The organism is Cytophagaceae bacterium (assembly GCA_016722655.1).
Lineage (GTDB): Bacteria > Bacteroidota > Bacteroidia > Cytophagales > Spirosomataceae > Leadbetterella.
This window is the reverse complement of sequence record JADKIR010000004.1, coordinates 1,669,354-1,685,555: the sequence shown is the minus strand read 5'-3', so window position 1 is coordinate 1,685,555 and position 16,202 is coordinate 1,669,354. Positions and strand designations below refer to the sequence as shown.

The following is a 16,202-nucleotide window of genomic DNA, read 5'->3' as shown; positions in this document are numbered from 1 at the left end:
AGCAATTTATTTAATTATTCTTTTTAATAGTAAACCCGGCCCTCATTACTCTCCCCTCGCAACCCGGCAATTATAGTTTACTCAATCACCATATTGTGATAAACATTCTGTACGTCGTCGTCTTCATCGAGTTTTTCAAGGAGTTTGTCGAGGTCGGCGGCTTCGGTTTCTGTTAATTTCTTGGTGTCGGTCGGGATACGCTCAAAGTCGGCGTGAATTAGTTCCAGTCCTTTTTCTTCAAGGAATTTCTGAATGGCTCCATAAGCAGTAAACTCACCATAGATATTGATCTGGTCGTTTTCTTCGTCAAGGAAAACATCATCAGCACCAAAATCAATGAGTTCAAACTCCAGCTCTTCCAGGTCAACCGAAGCATTGTTGGCAATTTTAAAAATACATTTTCTTTCAAAAATAAAGTCGAGCATGCCATTGGTGCCCAGACTACCACCGGTTTTGGTAAAATATGATCTTACGTTGGCAACTGTGCGGTTGTTGTTGTCGGTGGTACATTCCACCAATACTGCCACTCCGTGCAGGCCATAACCTTCCAATACAATTTCTTTATAATCTTCCTGGTCTTTTGAAGAGGCCTTTTTAATGGCATTTTCAACATTGACCTTGGGCATATTGGCCGCTTTGGAGTTTTGAATTACGGCCCTGAGTCTTGAGTTGGTTGAGGGGTCTGGCCCGCCAGATTTAACGGCCATTACTATATCTTTTCCTATACGCGTGAAGATCTTGGCCATGGAACTCCAACGCTTCATTTTACGTGCTTTTCTGAATTCAAACGCTCTTCCCATATTTTTATCTTGATTTCAGCCGCAAAATTATGAAATTATGTATTGGCTTCATAATCAAATGTAGAAATTGTGGATTGTCAGAATTTAAAATTCTATATAGCTTTATTATTAAAAAATAACATGGAATAAAAAATTTGTTTATTTAAAGAATATAAAATACTATTTTGCAAATAAAAAAGGTAACCCCATGAAAAGTATACTGATTGGAATAGTTTTAACTATTTTATCAATAAGTGTTTTTGCTCAGGAAAGGTTTGATAATCTTTTTACAAAAAAAAATAATTCTTCAGTCAGCGGAATTGCAACTCAAAATCAGTTAAATGGTATTTTATCTGCTCAGGTTCTAGAAATAAATTCAGGTAATCTAAAGAGTATATATTTAAATCCAAAAGTAGCTCTCATCGTATTACCTACTCAAAATGGTGATTTGATTCTGGAAATAGAACCGACCAAAGTATTTTCTGCTGATTTTAAAATAAATACGCCTCAAGGTGAACATAAAATGAAATTGCCGGTTTTTTATCGAGGAAAAATAAAAGGCGAAAGCAATTCAACGGTGGTTTTGACAGTGACAAACAATACGGTTGAAGGTATGATATGGAGTAAGAAAGTCAACCTTACGATCGGGAAAATAAAGAATGATTCCAAAAACCTGCATGTGGTGTACAATACAGAGGAGATAAAAAACGACACCCCAATATGTGCGGGAGAGATTGAGAAAAAAATCGAAGGATTAAATCTGGACAACAGCCCTCGCTCAACTAACGTGTCCAATTGCAGAGTTGTAGAAATAATGTTGGAGGCCGACTTTTATACTTTTACGGAATGGGGAGGCACAACCAATGTAGTAAATACACTGAGCTCGATTTTTAACAATGTGGTCCAATTATATAAAAATGATGAAATAAATATTCAATTGTCAGAAATTTTTGTTTGGACAACCGTAGATCCGTACAATCCGGCCTCAAACACTGGAGCAATGCTAGACTCTTTGACTAATTATTGGGATAATCAGGGGAATAATTTCAATGGTGATATTGTACATTTGGTTTCAGCAAAAAGTTATGGTGGGGGTGTTGCTTATTATTTAATCGGGTCGCCTGTTTATAATGGTATGCAAGCAAGGGCAGTGTTTGGCAATTGTAGTAAAAACTATGCCAAAGGCTTGAGTACAAGTTTGTCTTCTACTGTGAATAATATCCCAACATTCTCCTGGAATGTAGAAGTGATGACTCACGAAATCGGCCATAATTTTGGTCTTCCTCATACACATAACTGTAGCTGGTCTGATGGAGTAAACCCTCCCAATGCCATTGATAATTGCGGGCCTACAGCAGGTTATACCGAAGACGGTTGTACCAGCGGTCCCACACCTGCTCCGGGTGGTGGTACAATTATGAGCTATTGCCACCTTACAAGTACAGGAATTGTATTTTCAAATGGTTTTGGGCCTTTGGTAAAACAAAAAATGGCAGCTGAAGTCAACGCAGCCTCATGCCTTGGAGGAGTGTTAACCCCTAAACCTACTGTGGGAACCACATTTGTTTGCAATAATTCTTCAGCTTCAATTACAGCCTCTGGATGCACCGGGGGAGTTTATAAATGGTACACAAGTTTAAACTCAACCCCGGAAATTTTTACAGGTAACCCATATAATACAGGAATTTTGAATAGCAATACAGTTTATTATGTCACCTGCACTCAAAACAGTTGTGAGAGTTTCAGAACCGCAGCAGTAGTGGAGTTATATTCTGGTACTGCACCTGTGACATCAGACATAAGCATTTGCGGTAGTACAAGTGTAGCTAATTTATCAGCAAACGGTTGCAGTGGGTTTACCTTAAACTGGTATGGCAGTCCAGCCGGTGGCACAGTGCTTTATACTGGCAATAATGTCATAGCCAACGGAATCGTAAGTGATACCACCTTTTATGCTGAATGTCAAAGTACAAGTTGCGGGGTGTCGCCTAGGTCAGCATTACATATTACAATTGGGGGGCCATGCCCTTATTGTGAACCTACCGGTTTGAAATGTAGTGATAATGATTTATTAACCCAATTACAGATTACTTTTGGGGCAATTAGTCTTTATGACGAAAATTTTACTTGTAACCCCTCAGGCTTTTCTCTGGTAACACCTTCTCCTCAAGTCAATTTTACCAAAGGTGCCAGTTATAATTTTAATGTTTTTAATCCTGGAAATTGGGAAGATGGCATTGCTGTTTGGATGGATTTAAATAATGATGGTACATTCTCAAATTCTGAGTTAATATACTCATTTTATAACGGGGGGCTTTGGACCAATAAAACATTTGCTTTTCAAATTCCCAATACTGCAACAGCTGGTTTAACCAGAATGAGGATTAAGACCACATATCTCCAAGCTCCCGTTGACCCTTGCTCTGCTCTCGAAGGATTTGATACAGTTACAGGATTATATTTTGGCGATATCAAAGATTTCATTGTTAATATTTCCGCCTGTAATCCTTCCGAAATCTACGGAGCCATTGCACAGCCTTCAGGCACTTACAAAGCTTCCGAAACTATAGAAAGTCAGGCCAATGTGGCAAACAATACCACCTACCAGGCAGGGAAATCTATCTTACTCAAGCCGGGTTTTCAGGCGGGTACGGCGGAGGTCTTCAGGGCCCAGATAGCGGGCTGTAATTGATCAGTCTTCTTTGGCTTGCTTTTTATAAGGTAAGGCCGTAACCAGATTCTGGATTGTATTTTGTGCCAGCGATTGTGGGGTATCAAAACGCCTCATGGCATCGGCAAAGCTGCTCTGCTGCCAGATTTTTTGTTCTGATTTCGCATCAAAAAGGGCCAATGTAGTTTCAATACCATTTCGGTTTCTCCAGCCTGCCGGATCCATTTCCATTTCGGTCTCTCCCCATATTACCGCATCGACACCAAGTAATCTGGCCAGTTGACCTTTTCCAATGCTTGCCAACTCCGAAAACCTGATGTTTTCAGCCTGCAGGGTTTTATTTGTGGTCAGGAAATCCTGCAGCGTAAACCCAAAGTTTTTCTTCAATGCTCTTTTGCTTAATATTTCAAAGGTAGATTTCTGTAAGTCCAGACCTGCTACACGCTCCTGTTCTTTCCAGTCATCTTGCTTTCTGCCTCTTTGGCTCATGGCTTTGTAAGCCTCGCTAAAAGTTACTTTAAAAGGTAAAATGGCAATCCTTTGGTGGGTTTGAGTATATTGGGAAATATTGTCCACGGCCAGTTTTTGTTGTGTCTGACAGGAAAACATACCTAAAGCTATAATGAAAGTTATACCGATTATCTTTTTCATGATTGAGATTTTTTAACAAATAAAACGAATTTCTTTATCAATAAATACGTAATCTTTCCCATATTTGAGGCATTAACATTACGTTAATATTTTAGAAAAAACTATTAGCTTTAAGGACTATTCGATTTAAGGTTTAATTGGAAAAACAGTTTATCAGAGAAAAACAAATAAGGTGTTTGTTAATCCTCCATTGAATTTTAAAAACTTAAATTTTGACAATTATTGAGACTTTAAAAAAATGATTTCTTAGTTTGAAATATGTACTAATGAAAATACATTAAATCAATCTTCAGTGTTTAGAAAATTTTGATCGAAAAATGCTAATGATTAATTGAGGGTTTCAAAATTTTCGTGACACTTTGAAGATTGTTCCCTTTCTTTGCCTACTTTCTTTGGGTAAGCAAAGAAAGTAGGTCCCCGCCGGATAGGCGACGAAAGTATTTTCACTTATTTGACATTAAGGAAAATATATTTTACAAAATTTTAACTGCTTTTTTGATAAGTTGATATAAGAATCTTAAAATTTAGCTCTTGTTCTGAGTAAATTCAAAATTACCCTGATGAAAAAAATAATTACTCTCGCTTTAATTCTCCTTTATTTCAATGCCATTGCTCAGAAGGAGGCATTTCAGGCTTTGAAATACACCGATAGCAAAGGCACGATTTTGAATTACCGTTTGCTTTTACCTCCCGGTTACGATCCCAATAATAAATATCCTCTAATCTTGTTTCTCCATGGTGGAGGCGAAAGAGGCGATGACAATATTTCTCAGTTGAAATATGGCTCGGAAATGTTTTTGAATAAATCAAAAGAAACGCCATTTATTGGAATATTTCCGCAATGTGCCAAAGAAGACTATTGGGCTTCGGTGAAATTTTCACGGGCCAAATACCCTTTGGAACTGGATTTTAACTACACTTACCCCGAAAATCCATCCTTACATGCAGCTGTAGAATTGGTACAGAGCATGATCAAAGGCAAAAAAGCCGACAAAAAAAGAATATTTATCACGGGCATGTCTATGGGAGGCATGGGTACCTTTGAGGCGGTGTATCGTTATCCAAAACTGTTTGCCGCAGCAGCACCCATTTGCGGTGGGGCCGATCTCAATTCATATTCCAAAACACAAGCCAAAGTGCCTTTCAGAATATATCATGGTGATATTGATGGGGTTATTCCCGTGAAACATTCGCGTGAAGCCACCGAAAAACTCAAGTCTCTCGGCTGTGACGTGATTTACAAAGAGTATCCCGGGGTCAATCATAATTCCTGGGACAATGTCTTCAAAGAACCCGACTATCTGACCTGGCTTCTGGCACAGAAAAAGTAATAATTACCCAAAGATTTGCTAAGAAAAAGTTTTGATATTTTGCTGAAAAACAAATTAATCAACAGTCCCGAATGGGTCAAAACGCTGTTTGCCGCCATTGCAGCATTCAGCACCTATTTGTGTTTTTATCCTTTCAGGAGAGCCTATACAGCAGCCACTTTTGACGACTTGTATTACTTCGGGGTACACTTTAAAATCCTCATCATCACGGCACAGGTCATTGGTTTTGCGGTTTCTAAAGGGATAGGGGTAAAGGTGGTGTCAGAAATGAAACCCGAACACCGCCCCCGTAATTTGTTGATTTTTACAGGTTTGTCCTGGCTGAGTATGCTGGGCTTTGGACTGGTGCCTGCACCCTACAATCTGCTCTTCGTTTTTCTGGGTAGTCTTCCATTGGGGATGTTTTATGGCGTAATCCTGGGTTTTCTCGAAGGAAGGAAAAGTACCGATCTTCTGGTAGCTGCCCTCACGGCTTCGTTTATCATTGGTTCCGGTTTTGCCAAAAGCGTGGGCAAGTGGGTGATGGGCAGTCTGGATATTTCGGAATTTATGATGCCCTTTGTGGCCGATTCGGTCATGTATTTGCCTTTGGCAGTATCGGTTTGGTTTCTATCTCAGATTCCGCGACCCGTTGCTGCAGATATTGCCGACCGTGTTGAACGCCTTCCCATGAGGAAAACCGACCGAAAGGCTTTTGTGAGAGAATTTGGTTTGGGGCTCACGCTGTTTATCATTTCTTATGTACTACTGACGGCTTACCGCGAATTCCGCGATAATTTTATGCCGGAGATTCTCGGAGAGCTGGGATTTGGGGGCAATACGGCTCTTTTTACCCAAACCGAAATCCCGATTGCAATCGTCGTCTTACTTTTGATGGCTTCCATGCGGTGGATCCGAAACCACGCAATGGTATTTAATGTCATTCAGACTTTACTTTTGGTGGGAGCCCTAATCATCGGGGCAAGTACCATGCTTTTTCAAATGGGTGCCATCAATCCCATTCTCTGGCTGATAGGAGTAGGTTTTGGGGCTTATGTGGCTTATTCTATGTGTAATAGTCTTTATTTTGAAAGGATGCTGGCGGCTTTTAAGTATTCAGGTACCGTTGGATTTATGATTACCCTTGCTGATTACTATGCTTATTTTGGGAGCCTACTGGTGTTGTTTTACAAAAACTTTTTTCAGCACAACACCAGTAATGTTACCTTTTTTATTTTTGCCTCCTACATTTTAGCCACCTCCTATTTTTTGATGGTCTTAGGGTCAATGTTTTATTTTCGGAAAAAAGAAAAATGGAATTTAAAAAGATAATTCATTTTCATTATTAAAATTTATTATACCTTAAATCAATCTTCAGTGTTTAGAAAATTTTTTGTAAAAATTCATTGAACGATTTGAATGTTTCCAAATTTTCGTGACACTTTGAAGATTGTTCCCTTTCTTTGGAGGTTCGCCTCCCCGGCTTTTTCTTTGGGTAAGCAAAGAAAGTAGGTCCCCGCCGGAAGGGCGAAGAAAGATTTGTTAATGTTTGTAATCTTTGGAATAAGGGCTTAGGGAATAAACTTTTGTAAATTTGTAATAAACATTCAATCTTAAATATCATGAAAAAAATCATTTTTAGCTTTTTTATCCTTTCTGTCCTGTTTTTATCCTGTAAACCCAAAGCAGAAGAAACCCCAGATCTAAATATCTCACTGGCTCAGTGGTCATTGCACAAAAGCTTCTTTGGCGATGCCCTAAATGGTGACTGGGAGGCATTTGCACGTTTGTTGAAAGAAAACCCTGATTCTCTTTTACAGGGAAAATTAAACCCCGATGACTTTCCGAGAATAGCTGCCGGCTATGGCGTAAACACCATCGAGTTGGTCAATACCTTCTATTACAGCAAAGCCAAAGACATGGACTATTGGGGAAAATTCAAAAAAAGTTGCGATGATGCCGGCGTAAAAGTGGGCCTCATCATGTGTGATGCTCTGGGTGATATCGGTAATGCGGATTCGGTAGAAAGACAAAAAGCAGTAGAAAACCATTATGACTGGGTGAAAATCGCTAAATTCCTCGGTGCAAGTACCATCAGAGTGAATGCCGCAGGACAGGGAACTGCCGAAGAGGTTGCCAAAAATGCAGCGGATGGCTTAAAGAAATTGGGCGAATACGCTGCCAAAGAAGGCATCAATGTGGTAGTAGAAAATCACGGTGGTTATTCTTCCGACGGAAGCTGGCTGGCTGGAGTGATGAAAGCCGTAAACAAGGAAAACGTAGGTACGCTTCCTGATTTTGGTAATTTCTGTCTGGAAAGTGGACCCGAAGGTTGTGTAAAAGAATACGACCGTTACAAAGGGATTGCCGAGCTCATGCCTTTTGCTAAAGGGGTAAGTGCCAAAACCCACGTGTTTGATGAAAAAGGCAATGAAGCCGAGATAGATTATACCCGCATCGTGAAGATTGTGAAAGATGCCGGTTTTAAGGGCAACATCGGGATAGAATTTGAGGGAGAAAAAATCAGCGAAGACGAAGGCATCAAGGCCACCAAAGCCTTGCTGGAGAAACTACTTTAATAAATTTGACCCACAGAAAAGCCTGCAAATAATTCGATTTGCAGGCTTTTCTTATTTTTAATTTATGATTTTTAATTATCCACCAAAGTATAAGTGACTGTCACCGGTACTGAGCCCACTCTGAGGTCACCGTAGTTTCCGTCTGCTGATGAAAATGAGTAAGTGATATTATGGCCATAGTTTACGCCATTGCCAGTGTAAGCACTGCCTATACCGGTAATAATGTTCTGGGCGGTGGTCGAAAGCGTCACTGCAGTAGTGGGTGAGCCTTTGGCACCCGCACCGGTAGAAGAAGTTCCGGCCAACACCGAAATACTTACACCGGGTACAACTGTACTTGCCGAGACCGTCACATTTCTGGATAGAAGTCCCGAAGAGGGAAGTATTGAAGAATAGTTTATCCAAACACTTGCATTGTCATTAGGAGAGGTGAGTCTTTGTCCTGCTTCCAGGGGTGTTGGCTGAATAAACGAAGCATTGAAGTTTTTGGATCCGTTGCTTTCCAAATCCAGCAATGCCACACTTGGTATTACGACTGTAACGACGTGGTCGTTGTTTTGAAGGTCCTGAGCTTTAGCCCCAAGGCTGCCAATTATACATGCAGCCACAATAGTAGTTTTTCTAAGTAGGTTCATGGTATATTTCTTTTTGGTAAATACATACCGTTAAAGATTCCTTTCAATGAATAAATTTGCAAATAATATGCCTGACTACCAAACAATTATAATAAAAAAATATAATTAAATGATTATTAGTGAATTAGTTTTTGATTGAAAAAATAAAAAATATCCAGCGGTACCAAGTGAAAATTTGGCACGCACCTAAGTGTTTTTATTAGACTAAAATAAGATTGATTTATATTAAAATCAGATGACTAAAGCCTGTTTCATTCGAGGAATGGCTTGTTTTTGAGAAAAATTAATCTCAAAATCTTAGAAAGGTTTACTTCTTAAACAAACTCTCCACAAATGCAGTTTTGTTGAAAACCTGAAGGTCTTCCATCTTTTCTCCAACGCCAATATATTTCACCGGAATTTTAAATTCATCAGAAATACCTATCACTACACCACCTTTGGCGGTGCCATCGAGTTTGGTGATGGTGAGGGAATTTACCTCAGTAACTTTGGTAAATTCGCGGGCTTGTATTACCGCATTTTGGCCTGTACTTCCATCTAAAACCAGCATCACTTCATGGGGTGCTTCGGGCAATATCTTCTGCATCACACGTTTGATTTTTCCAAGCTCATTCATGAGGTTTACTTTGGTGTGGAGACGACCCGCAGTATCGATTATTATGACATCAGCACCTTTTTCTACACCCACCTTGATGGCATCATAGGCTACAGAGGATGGATCTGTATTCATGCCATGGTCTATTACTTCCACACCCACGCGTGAGCCCCAAAGTTTGAGTTGGTCCACAGCAGCAGCCCTGAAAGTATCGGCCGCACCCAGCACCACTTTTTTCCCGTTTTTCTGAAAATTATAGGCCAGCTTGCCGATGGTGGTAGTTTTTCCTACGCCATTGACGCCTACAACCATCAGCACATAGGGTTTGGGGAGGTTTTCGGTTTCAAAGCTGTTTTGAACGTCTTGTGAATTGTTTTCCTGCAAAAGGGCGGCAACTTCTTCCCGTAATATGGTGTCGAGTTCAGACGCAGAAGAATATTTATCGTCAGAGACTCTTTTTTCTATTCTTCTTATGATTTTGATGGTAGTGTCAACACCTACATCAGAGCTGATAAGGATTTCTTCCAGTTCATCCAGAACTTCCTCATCCACTTTTGATTTTCCGACAATTGCTTTCGATATCTTGTCAAAAATACTGGCCTTGGATTTCTCCAGTCCTTTGTCAAGAGATTCTTTTTTTTCTTTACTAAAAAAGTCGAATAAGCCCATCAGAGAATGTGTTTTTTTGCAAATTTAACCAATAATCTTTAAATCAAATATTTTAAGATTTCAATACCTGATTTAAATCGGAATTTATCTTTTAATTTCACGGTCAGTATTTTTTAATATTAAAGATTGGTTTTTGAAATGAAAAAATGGAATTGGGTTTTTATACTGATTATATTTTTCGGCTTGAGCTCTTGTGGCAATATCCTCAAGCCGGGAGGAGTGAAATTTGAATTGACCAATCAGGCAGATGTCGATATTACCGATTTTACGCTTTCGGTAAATGATGCGGCTGATTCGTCCGGCACACAAATGATCGAAATAGCAAAAGTAGAAGTTACAGAAGTTCAGAGTTTTAGTTTGGATCAGGATCAGATTTCAGCCTATTCTGATGGTTATTATTCAGTGAGTTATGTCAAAAATAAAGTTTCTTATAAGAAAAATTTCGGCAAAATCACCAATGGAGAAGACATGAGTGCTTCAGGTTTTTATCTGATCAATGTTTTGCCCACTTATGTGTTTATTGGGGAAGATTGAGGGTTTATTCAAAAAAGAGAATTTTCAATGCTGCCGGATCAAGCCTTTTGGGTTTTAATGTAAAGGCATCCAATGCAACCCAAAGTGTTTTGGCTTTAACAACCAGAGAATTGTTTTTTAAAATTTCATAATATCTGAGACTGGTCACACCTTCAAAATCATCAACCCAGGTTTTAACGGTTAGAATATCGCCCTCTTCCGCTTGTTTCAGATATTCTATTTCATGTTTTCTAACTACCCATCTGATCGTATCCGAAATTTCGGCGGGTACGGTTGTGTTCCAATGGGCAGTGGCAGCATCTAACAGAAAACCGATATACACCAGATTGTTGACATGATGCATCTCGTCGAGATGTTCTTTTGTTACGGTGATGTTTTGAGAAAATACTTTCGGAGTATTCATAAATAAATTTTGTTTTAGGGTGTTAATCAGAAACAACTAAACGAAACGCCTGGTTTCCATAAAACTCAATCCATAACAAAACAAAAAGCCTTAACCGCGTACGGCAAGGCTTAAAATATTTTTACACGCGAAAGCTTATTTCAGAGCTTCGGCGATATTATCAACGGCTACCATTTCTTCTTTGAAGGTATAGGCACCGGTTTTATCTGACTTTACAGCTTTGATAACTTTTGCAAAACTCTTAAGAGCTGTTTTATCACGAAGGGTCGCAACTACTTTCTTTGCCATTTCTGAAAATTATTAATGTTTATTAAACCTCTTTTGGACGGTTTATTATTTGATTTCTTTGTGAACGGTCATTTTTTTCATTACCGGATTGTATTTTTTCAACTCCAAACGCGAAGTGGTATTCTTGCGGTTTTTGGTAGTGATGTAGCGTGACATTCCGGGCATTCCTGAAGTTTTGTGTTCGGTACATTCCAATATCACCTGAACTCTATTTCCTTTCTTTGCCATTTTATTATTTTATTATCTTTTTCTAAATCGGGCTGCAAATATAGACATATTTTTTTATTAGAAAAAATAATTTCAAAATATTAGAGCGATTGAAACACAATTTTTTACAAAAATTTAAAAGTTCTTCCCTTTATGTATATTTCTGGTTAATTTTACTACCTCAAAAGTACCCCAAAAGCATGAATGCAGTCGCGTCTCTGTTTAGTCCATATTCACCATTTGTTTCTATAGATTGTGTAATTTTTGGGTTTCAAAATCGAAACCTTAAAGTTTTGGTTCTAAAATTCCATCAGACCGAAATCTATGCTCTGCCGGGTGGTTTTATCAAAGAAACTGAAGATATTGATGCGGCTGCCCACAGGATTTTAAGTGAAAGAACCGGAGTAAAAGAGGTCTATCTCGAACAGTTTGGAGTTTTTGGAAAAGTGAACAGGGTAGATTCAGAAACCAGAAGTAAACTTATTGAAGCCCTGGATTTTCCGGAAACACATAAGCAGTTCATTCAAAACCGCTTTGTTTCTATCGGATATTTCTCTTTGGTTGATGTCAATCAGGTGATGCTCAATAAGGACGCGGTTTCGGAATCTTTGGAATGGTTTGATATCGAAAATTTGCCCACACTCATGCACGACCACCAGGAGATTGTGGAGGCGGCCAGAAAGTCTCTCTCCGATGACCTCTACAACCACGCTGTGGGCAAAAACCTGATGCCCGAACAGTTTACCATGAACGAACTCCAAAACCTTCACGAAGCCATACTAGGCACTAAACTTACCCGCACCAACTTCCAAAGAAAAATGCTCTCACTGGGTTTTCTGGAAAGGATTGAAAAGAAATTTACAGGAAAAGCCCACAAGGCTCCTTTTTTGTATTCGTTCAGGTAATATGCTAATTGATAATGTGTTAATTGGTTTTAGGGAACAGGGAACAGGGAGTAGGCAAAAGGGTTTTTAGTTAGTAAATTAGTAAGTGAGTAAGGTGGAAAGTGAGGAAGGAAGGTAATGTGCTAATTGATAATTAGTAATGTGCTAATTTTGAAGGGTAATCCAATCCTTCATTCATAATTATTCATTCTTCATTTATTATCTACCCGCAACCCGGTACTTATTTTCTCACAGAAAACACAGAATTTCACAGAAAAACGCGGCACTCATAACTCGTAACCCGGTACTTATTTTCTCACAGAAAACACAGAATTTCACAGAAAAACGCGGCACTCATAACTCGCAACTCGGTACTTATTTTCTCACAGAAAACACAGAATTTCACAGAAAAACTTGGCACTCATAACCCGCAAGTCGGTACTTATTTTCTCACAGAAAACACAGAATTTCACAGAAATACGCGGCACTCATATCCTATTCCTCAAACTCCCTGAAAGTATCAATAATTATCTCTGTGGCTTTGATGAGTTCTTCTTCACTAATCACTAGCGGCGGTGCAAATCTGATTTTATTACCATGGGTTGGTTTGGCCAAAAGACCTTTTTCCATTAATCTTACACAGATATTCCAGGCGAGTTTTGACTCTTCGTCGGTGTTGACTTCTACGGCGTTGAGCAGCCCTTTGCCTCTCACCAGCTTTACGATATTACTATTTTCAATATAATCATTTATTTTCCCTCTGAAGATTTCTCCCAATTTGCCTGCTTTTTCTGCCAGATTTTCATCCAACACTACCTGCAAGGCTTCTTTGGCTACTTCACATGCGAGAGGGTTACCTCCAAAGGTAGAGCCGTGCTGACCGGGTTTGATGCATAGCATGATGGGGTCGTTGGCCAGTACTGCCGATACCGGTAATACTCCTCCCGAAAGTGCTTTACCCAATATCAAAATGTCAGGTTTTACATTTTCATGATCGACACAAAGCATCTTGCCAGTGCGGGCTATCCCGGTCTGAATCTCGTCGGCGATAAACAGCACATTGGCGGCTTTGCAAAGTTTGGCCACTTCTTTCAGATAGCCCTCATGTGGCACTTTTACCCCCGCTTCACCCTGGATGGGCTCTACAATAAAACCCGCCACAAAAGGATCTTCAAGCAGAACATTTTCAAGAGCTTCTATGTCATCATAGGCAATCACCTCGATTCCCGGTAAAAATGGCCCAAAACCATTTGTACTGCTGCTGTCAGTGGATGCCGAAATCACACCCAAAGTTCTTCCATGAAAATTTTCACTGGCAAAAATGATCTTGGCTTTTCCTTCCGGTACACCTTTCTTTTCGTAGGCCCATTTGCGGCATATTTTGAGTGCTGTCTCCACGGCTTCTACGCCGGTATTCATCATCAGGACTTTATCATATCCAAAAAGATCGGTGATAAACTGCTCAAACCTTCCCAATGCCGCACTATGAAAAGCCCTGGAAGTTAGAGTCAGTTTCTGAGCTTGTTCGGTAAGTTTTGCGATGATTCTCGGATGACAATGCCCTTGATTTACCGCAGAATATGCTGACAAAAAGTCAAAATATTCTTTGCCTTCCATGTCCCACACTTTGGCTCCCCGGCCTTTTTCCAGCACCACAGGCAGTGGGTGGTAATTGTGAGCACCATGTTTTTCTTCTAGTTCAATATAATGTTCTGAAAGGCTAAGGGTCTGATTCATAAATAGTAAAGATTTGTTCAAAAAAACTTTATATTTCTTTTTTTAACAATAATTAAGTGAATATTTTTATATTTAATAATATTTAAGAAAATAATAAGGTTTATTTATAAAAAAAAGAAAATATGGATTTGGACGAATACGATATTCTGATTTTGAAAGAGCTGGAAAAAGACGGCAGAAAACCTTATTCTGAAATCTCGAAAAAACTGGAAATATCCAATACTATGGTTAACCAGCGGGTCAACCGCATGAAAGAGGCCGGTTTAATCAAAAAAATGGCTCTGGAACTCGACGAACGCAAGATGGGCTATGAATGGAGTGCTTTTACAGGAATTATCCTGAAAGAAGATTCCAATTCGGAACATATCATTGAGCTTTTGAAAGAAATCCCCGAAGTAGTAGAATGCTATTATATTACCGGCCAATATACATTATATATAAGGATAGTGGCCAAAAACAGTGAGCACATGCGTAGGATTCTTTATGAAAAGATAGACCATATTCCGGGAGTGCTCAAAACCGAGTCGCTGATTGACTTCGGAAGGGCATTTAAGCGAAATGTGCCTATAGAATGAGGGATTTTTTGTAATTTTGCATTCTTATTTTGAAAAAAAATGCCAGAAAGAATTTATCTCGACAATGCCGCCACCACACCACTTGACCCAGAAGTGCTACAGGCTATGTTGCCTTATATGACAGAGTTTTATGGTAATCCATCCTCTATTCATGCTCAGGGGCGAAAAACCAAATCGGCAATCGAGATGGCCCGTAAAAGCATTGCGTCTTTGTTGGGGACCTCACCGGGAGAAATATTCTTTACATCATGCGGCACCGAAGCCGACAACATGGCACTGATCAAATCGGTCGAAAATCTGGGTGTAAAACATATCATTTCCAGCCCCCTGGAGCATCATGCTATATTGCATACACTTGAATATCTGAAAGAGAGGTTTGGAATTAAAATTACTTTCTTAGAGCACGACCGAAATGGGGTTCTGAATCTGGAGCAATTGGAGGGCCTTTTGGAAAACGCTGAAGACACGCTGGTAAGTCTGATGCATGGCAACAATGAGATTGGAAATTTGCTGGATATAGATCAGGTAGCCGAAAAGTGTGCTGCCCATAAAGTTCTTTTTCATTCAGATACGGTGCAGACCATGGGTCATCATATATTTGATTTGAAAAACAGCCCCATTGACTTTATAGTAGGTTCAGCCCATAAATTTCACGGACCAAAAGGCACAGGCTTTATTTACATCAATGCCAAAAACCGTCTGCATCCTCTGATTCATGGCGGTGCTCAGGAGCGAAACATGCGTGGAGGCACCGAAAATCTTTATGGTATCGTGGGCATGGCCAGGGCTTTGGAGATGGCTTATCAGAATTTTGAGCAGGACAAGAACCATATTTTAGGTTTAAAGGAATATCTGAAAGATGAATTGATGAAGAAAATTCCCGGGGTAAGTTTCAATGGGGTATCCGGGGAATTGGAAAAAAGTCTTTATACAGTATTAAATGTGAGTTTCCCTCCTCATCCCGACAACGAAATGATTCTTTTCAAACTCGATATTGAGGGAATCTCCTGCTCGGGTGGCAGTGCCTGTGCCAGTGGAACCAATCTGGGTTCACATGTTTTGAATGCCCTTCAGATTCCGGAAGAAAGAGCCAATGTACGGTTTTCTTTCAGCAAGTTTAACACCCGGGCCGAAGTCGATAAAACGATTGCCACGCTATTGCAGGTTTTTGGATAATTGAAAACAAATAAATCAGTGTTTTTGGTAAAAAATTGAATCTAAAACTGAGTAGTTTTGAATTCAACTACCGAATTATTGTATTTTTTCAAGAATTTTAATATTTAAGGGTTTAATTTACATGGACTTACGAATCATGTAATAGTAAATTTGCAATGTAATCAAACGAAATACTTTAATGGCATTAGCAAAACAGTTTTTGAAATCAAAGCCGGTATGTAAAGTTACCTTCGAACTTTCGGCTGATCAGGTGCAAGGAAAAGAGGTTTCTCTTTTGGGAGATTTTAACAATTGGAATTCGACTGACACGCAGTTGAAAAAACAAAAAGGTGGTACATTTAAAACTACGATTGAATTGCCGGTTGGGCAAGAGCTTCAGTTCAGATATCTGATTGACGGAGCCAACTGGATCAACGATGAGGCAGCAGACAAATATGTTCCTTCGGGAGTTTCTGCCGAACAAAACAGCGTAGTGGTTTTATAAAGATTTTTTATTTAAGGTTGAATAG

The 16,202-nt window shown here is 39.5% G+C and carries 17 protein-coding genes; 9 read left to right on the top strand and 8 right to left on the bottom strand.

The window, feature by feature from the left end; all coding sequences use genetic code 11:
• Positions 1–77 precede the first annotated feature (77 nt).
• Positions 78–800 carry a YebC/PmpR family DNA-binding transcriptional regulator gene (locus tag IPP61_07805; GenBank protein MBL0325068.1) on the bottom strand — a complete coding sequence of 241 codons (723 nt, stop codon included), beginning with the start codon at positions 798–800 and terminating at the stop codon, positions 78–80.
• A 187-nt stretch (positions 801–987) separates the two neighbouring features.
• Here IPP61_07805 and IPP61_07800 point away from each other — a divergent pair, with 187 nt between their 5' ends.
• The gene (locus tag IPP61_07800; GenBank protein ID MBL0325067.1) at positions 988–3,471 is read left to right on the top strand and encodes a hypothetical protein; all 2,484 of its coding nucleotides are present in this window, start codon (positions 988–990) and stop codon (positions 3,469–3,471) included.
• On the opposite strand, the gene IPP61_07795 is transcribed toward IPP61_07800, so the two are convergent.
• Positions 3,472–4,101, bottom strand: a complete 630-nt coding sequence (locus tag IPP61_07795) for a hypothetical protein (GenBank protein MBL0325066.1) — start codon at positions 4,099–4,101, stop codon at positions 3,472–3,474.
• A gap of 560 nt (positions 4,102–4,661) precedes the next feature.
• Between IPP61_07795 and IPP61_07790 the strand changes: the two genes are divergently transcribed.
• From IPP61_07790 to IPP61_07780, 3 genes are all read left to right on the top strand, one after another.
• The gene (locus tag IPP61_07790; GenBank protein MBL0325065.1) at positions 4,662–5,432 is read left to right on the top strand and encodes a prolyl oligopeptidase family serine peptidase; all 771 of its coding nucleotides are present in this window, start codon (positions 4,662–4,664) and stop codon (positions 5,430–5,432) included.
• Positions 5,433–5,468: 36 nt separating this feature from the next.
• On the top strand, positions 5,469–6,743 hold the full coding sequence (locus tag IPP61_07785) for a hypothetical protein (GenBank protein MBL0325064.1): 1,275 nt from the start codon (positions 5,469–5,471) through the stop codon (positions 6,741–6,743).
• Between the two features lie 290 nt (positions 6,744–7,033).
• Positions 7,034–7,990, top strand: a complete 957-nt coding sequence (locus IPP61_07780; protein MBL0325063.1) for a TIM barrel protein — start codon at positions 7,034–7,036, stop codon at positions 7,988–7,990.
• Between the two features lie 71 nt (positions 7,991–8,061).
• Here IPP61_07780 and IPP61_07775 read toward each other — a convergent pair whose 3' ends face one another.
• Both IPP61_07775 and ftsY read right to left on the bottom strand, forming a co-directional pair.
• On the bottom strand, positions 8,062–8,625 hold the full coding sequence (locus IPP61_07775) for a hypothetical protein (protein MBL0325062.1): 564 nt from the start codon (positions 8,623–8,625) through the stop codon (positions 8,062–8,064).
• A gap of 307 nt (positions 8,626–8,932) precedes the next feature.
• On the bottom strand, positions 8,933–9,889 hold the full coding sequence (gene ftsY, locus IPP61_07770; GenBank protein MBL0325061.1) for a signal recognition particle-docking protein FtsY: 957 nt from the start codon (positions 9,887–9,889) through the stop codon (positions 8,933–8,935).
• A 138-nt stretch (positions 9,890–10,027) separates the two neighbouring features.
• On the opposite strand from ftsY, the gene IPP61_07765 reads away from it, so the two are divergent.
• Positions 10,028–10,423 carry a hypothetical protein gene (locus IPP61_07765; GenBank protein MBL0325060.1) on the top strand — a complete coding sequence of 132 codons (396 nt, stop codon included), beginning with the start codon at positions 10,028–10,030 and terminating at the stop codon, positions 10,421–10,423.
• A gap of 4 nt (positions 10,424–10,427) precedes the next feature.
• Here the strand turns inward: IPP61_07765 and IPP61_07760 are convergent, their stop codons facing one another.
• The 3 genes from IPP61_07760 to rpmG form a co-directional block, all read right to left on the bottom strand.
• Positions 10,428–10,826, bottom strand: a complete 399-nt coding sequence (locus IPP61_07760; protein MBL0325059.1) for an acyl-CoA thioesterase — start codon at positions 10,824–10,826, stop codon at positions 10,428–10,430.
• Positions 10,827–10,961: 135 nt separating this feature from the next.
• Positions 10,962–11,114 carry a DUF4295 domain-containing protein gene (locus tag IPP61_07755; GenBank protein MBL0325058.1) on the bottom strand — a complete coding sequence of 51 codons (153 nt, stop codon included), beginning with the start codon at positions 11,112–11,114 and terminating at the stop codon, positions 10,962–10,964.
• A gap of 45 nt (positions 11,115–11,159) precedes the next feature.
• Positions 11,160–11,342: a 50S ribosomal protein L33 gene (gene rpmG / locus IPP61_07750; GenBank protein MBL0325057.1), complete on the bottom strand. Its 183-nt coding sequence runs from the start codon at positions 11,340–11,342 to the stop codon at positions 11,160–11,162.
• Positions 11,343–11,521: 179 nt separating this feature from the next.
• Between rpmG and IPP61_07745 the strand changes: the two genes are divergently transcribed.
• Positions 11,522–12,226 carry an NUDIX hydrolase gene (locus IPP61_07745; protein ID MBL0325056.1) on the top strand — a complete coding sequence of 235 codons (705 nt, stop codon included), beginning with the start codon at positions 11,522–11,524 and terminating at the stop codon, positions 12,224–12,226.
• 474 nt (positions 12,227–12,700) lie between these two features.
• Here IPP61_07745 and rocD read toward each other — a convergent pair whose 3' ends face one another.
• Complete coding sequence (rocD, locus tag IPP61_07740; GenBank protein MBL0325055.1) at positions 12,701–13,942, bottom strand: ornithine--oxo-acid transaminase; 1,242 nt, start codon at positions 13,940–13,942, stop codon at positions 12,701–12,703.
• A 122-nt stretch (positions 13,943–14,064) separates the two neighbouring features.
• Here rocD and IPP61_07735 point away from each other — a divergent pair, with 122 nt between their 5' ends.
• From IPP61_07735 to IPP61_07725, 3 genes are all read left to right on the top strand, one after another.
• Positions 14,065–14,517, top strand: coding sequence for an Lrp/AsnC ligand binding domain-containing protein (locus tag IPP61_07735; protein ID MBL0325054.1), 453 nt, complete (start codon positions 14,065–14,067; stop codon positions 14,515–14,517).
• Between the two features lie 39 nt (positions 14,518–14,556).
• Positions 14,557–15,693, top strand: coding sequence for a cysteine desulfurase (locus tag IPP61_07730; protein MBL0325053.1), 1,137 nt, complete (start codon positions 14,557–14,559; stop codon positions 15,691–15,693).
• Between the two features lie 178 nt (positions 15,694–15,871).
• Positions 15,872–16,177, top strand: a complete 306-nt coding sequence (locus tag IPP61_07725) for an isoamylase early set domain-containing protein (protein ID MBL0325052.1) — start codon at positions 15,872–15,874, stop codon at positions 16,175–16,177.
• Positions 16,178–16,202 lie beyond the last annotated feature (25 nt).

Coding starts and splice junctions, on each gene's coding strand:
- IPP61_07805 (MBL0325068.1), bottom strand. CDS start 800: ATGGGAAGAGCGTTTGAATTCAGAAAAGCACGTAAAATGAAGCGTTGG.
- IPP61_07800 (MBL0325067.1), top strand. CDS start 988: ATGAAAAGTATACTGATTGGAATAGTTTTAACTATTTTATCAATAAGT.
- IPP61_07795 (MBL0325066.1), bottom strand. CDS start 4,101: ATGAAAAAGATAATCGGTATAACTTTCATTATAGCTTTAGGTATGTTT.
- IPP61_07790 (MBL0325065.1), top strand. CDS start 4,662: ATGAAAAAAATAATTACTCTCGCTTTAATTCTCCTTTATTTCAATGCC.
- IPP61_07780 (MBL0325063.1), top strand. CDS start 7,034: ATGAAAAAAATCATTTTTAGCTTTTTTATCCTTTCTGTCCTGTTTTTA.
- IPP61_07775 (MBL0325062.1), bottom strand. CDS start 8,625: ATGAACCTACTTAGAAAAACTACTATTGTGGCTGCATGTATAATTGGC.
- ftsY (MBL0325061.1), bottom strand. CDS start 9,889: ATGGGCTTATTCGACTTTTTTAGTAAAGAAAAAAAAGAATCTCTTGAC.
- IPP61_07765 (MBL0325060.1), top strand. CDS start 10,028: ATGAAAAAATGGAATTGGGTTTTTATACTGATTATATTTTTCGGCTTG.
- IPP61_07760 (MBL0325059.1), bottom strand. CDS start 10,826: ATGAATACTCCGAAAGTATTTTCTCAAAACATCACCGTAACAAAAGAA.
- IPP61_07755 (MBL0325058.1), bottom strand. CDS start 11,114: ATGGCAAAGAAAGTAGTTGCGACCCTTCGTGATAAAACAGCTCTTAAG.
- rpmG (MBL0325057.1), bottom strand. CDS start 11,342: ATGGCAAAGAAAGGAAATAGAGTTCAGGTGATATTGGAATGTACCGAA.
- IPP61_07745 (MBL0325056.1), top strand. CDS start 11,522: ATGAATGCAGTCGCGTCTCTGTTTAGTCCATATTCACCATTTGTTTCT.
- rocD (MBL0325055.1), bottom strand. CDS start 13,942: ATGAATCAGACCCTTAGCCTTTCAGAACATTATATTGAACTAGAAGAA.
- IPP61_07735 (MBL0325054.1), top strand. CDS start 14,065: ATGGATTTGGACGAATACGATATTCTGATTTTGAAAGAGCTGGAAAAA.
- IPP61_07730 (MBL0325053.1), top strand. CDS start 14,557: ATGCCAGAAAGAATTTATCTCGACAATGCCGCCACCACACCACTTGAC.
- IPP61_07725 (MBL0325052.1), top strand. CDS start 15,872: ATGGCATTAGCAAAACAGTTTTTGAAATCAAAGCCGGTATGTAAAGTT.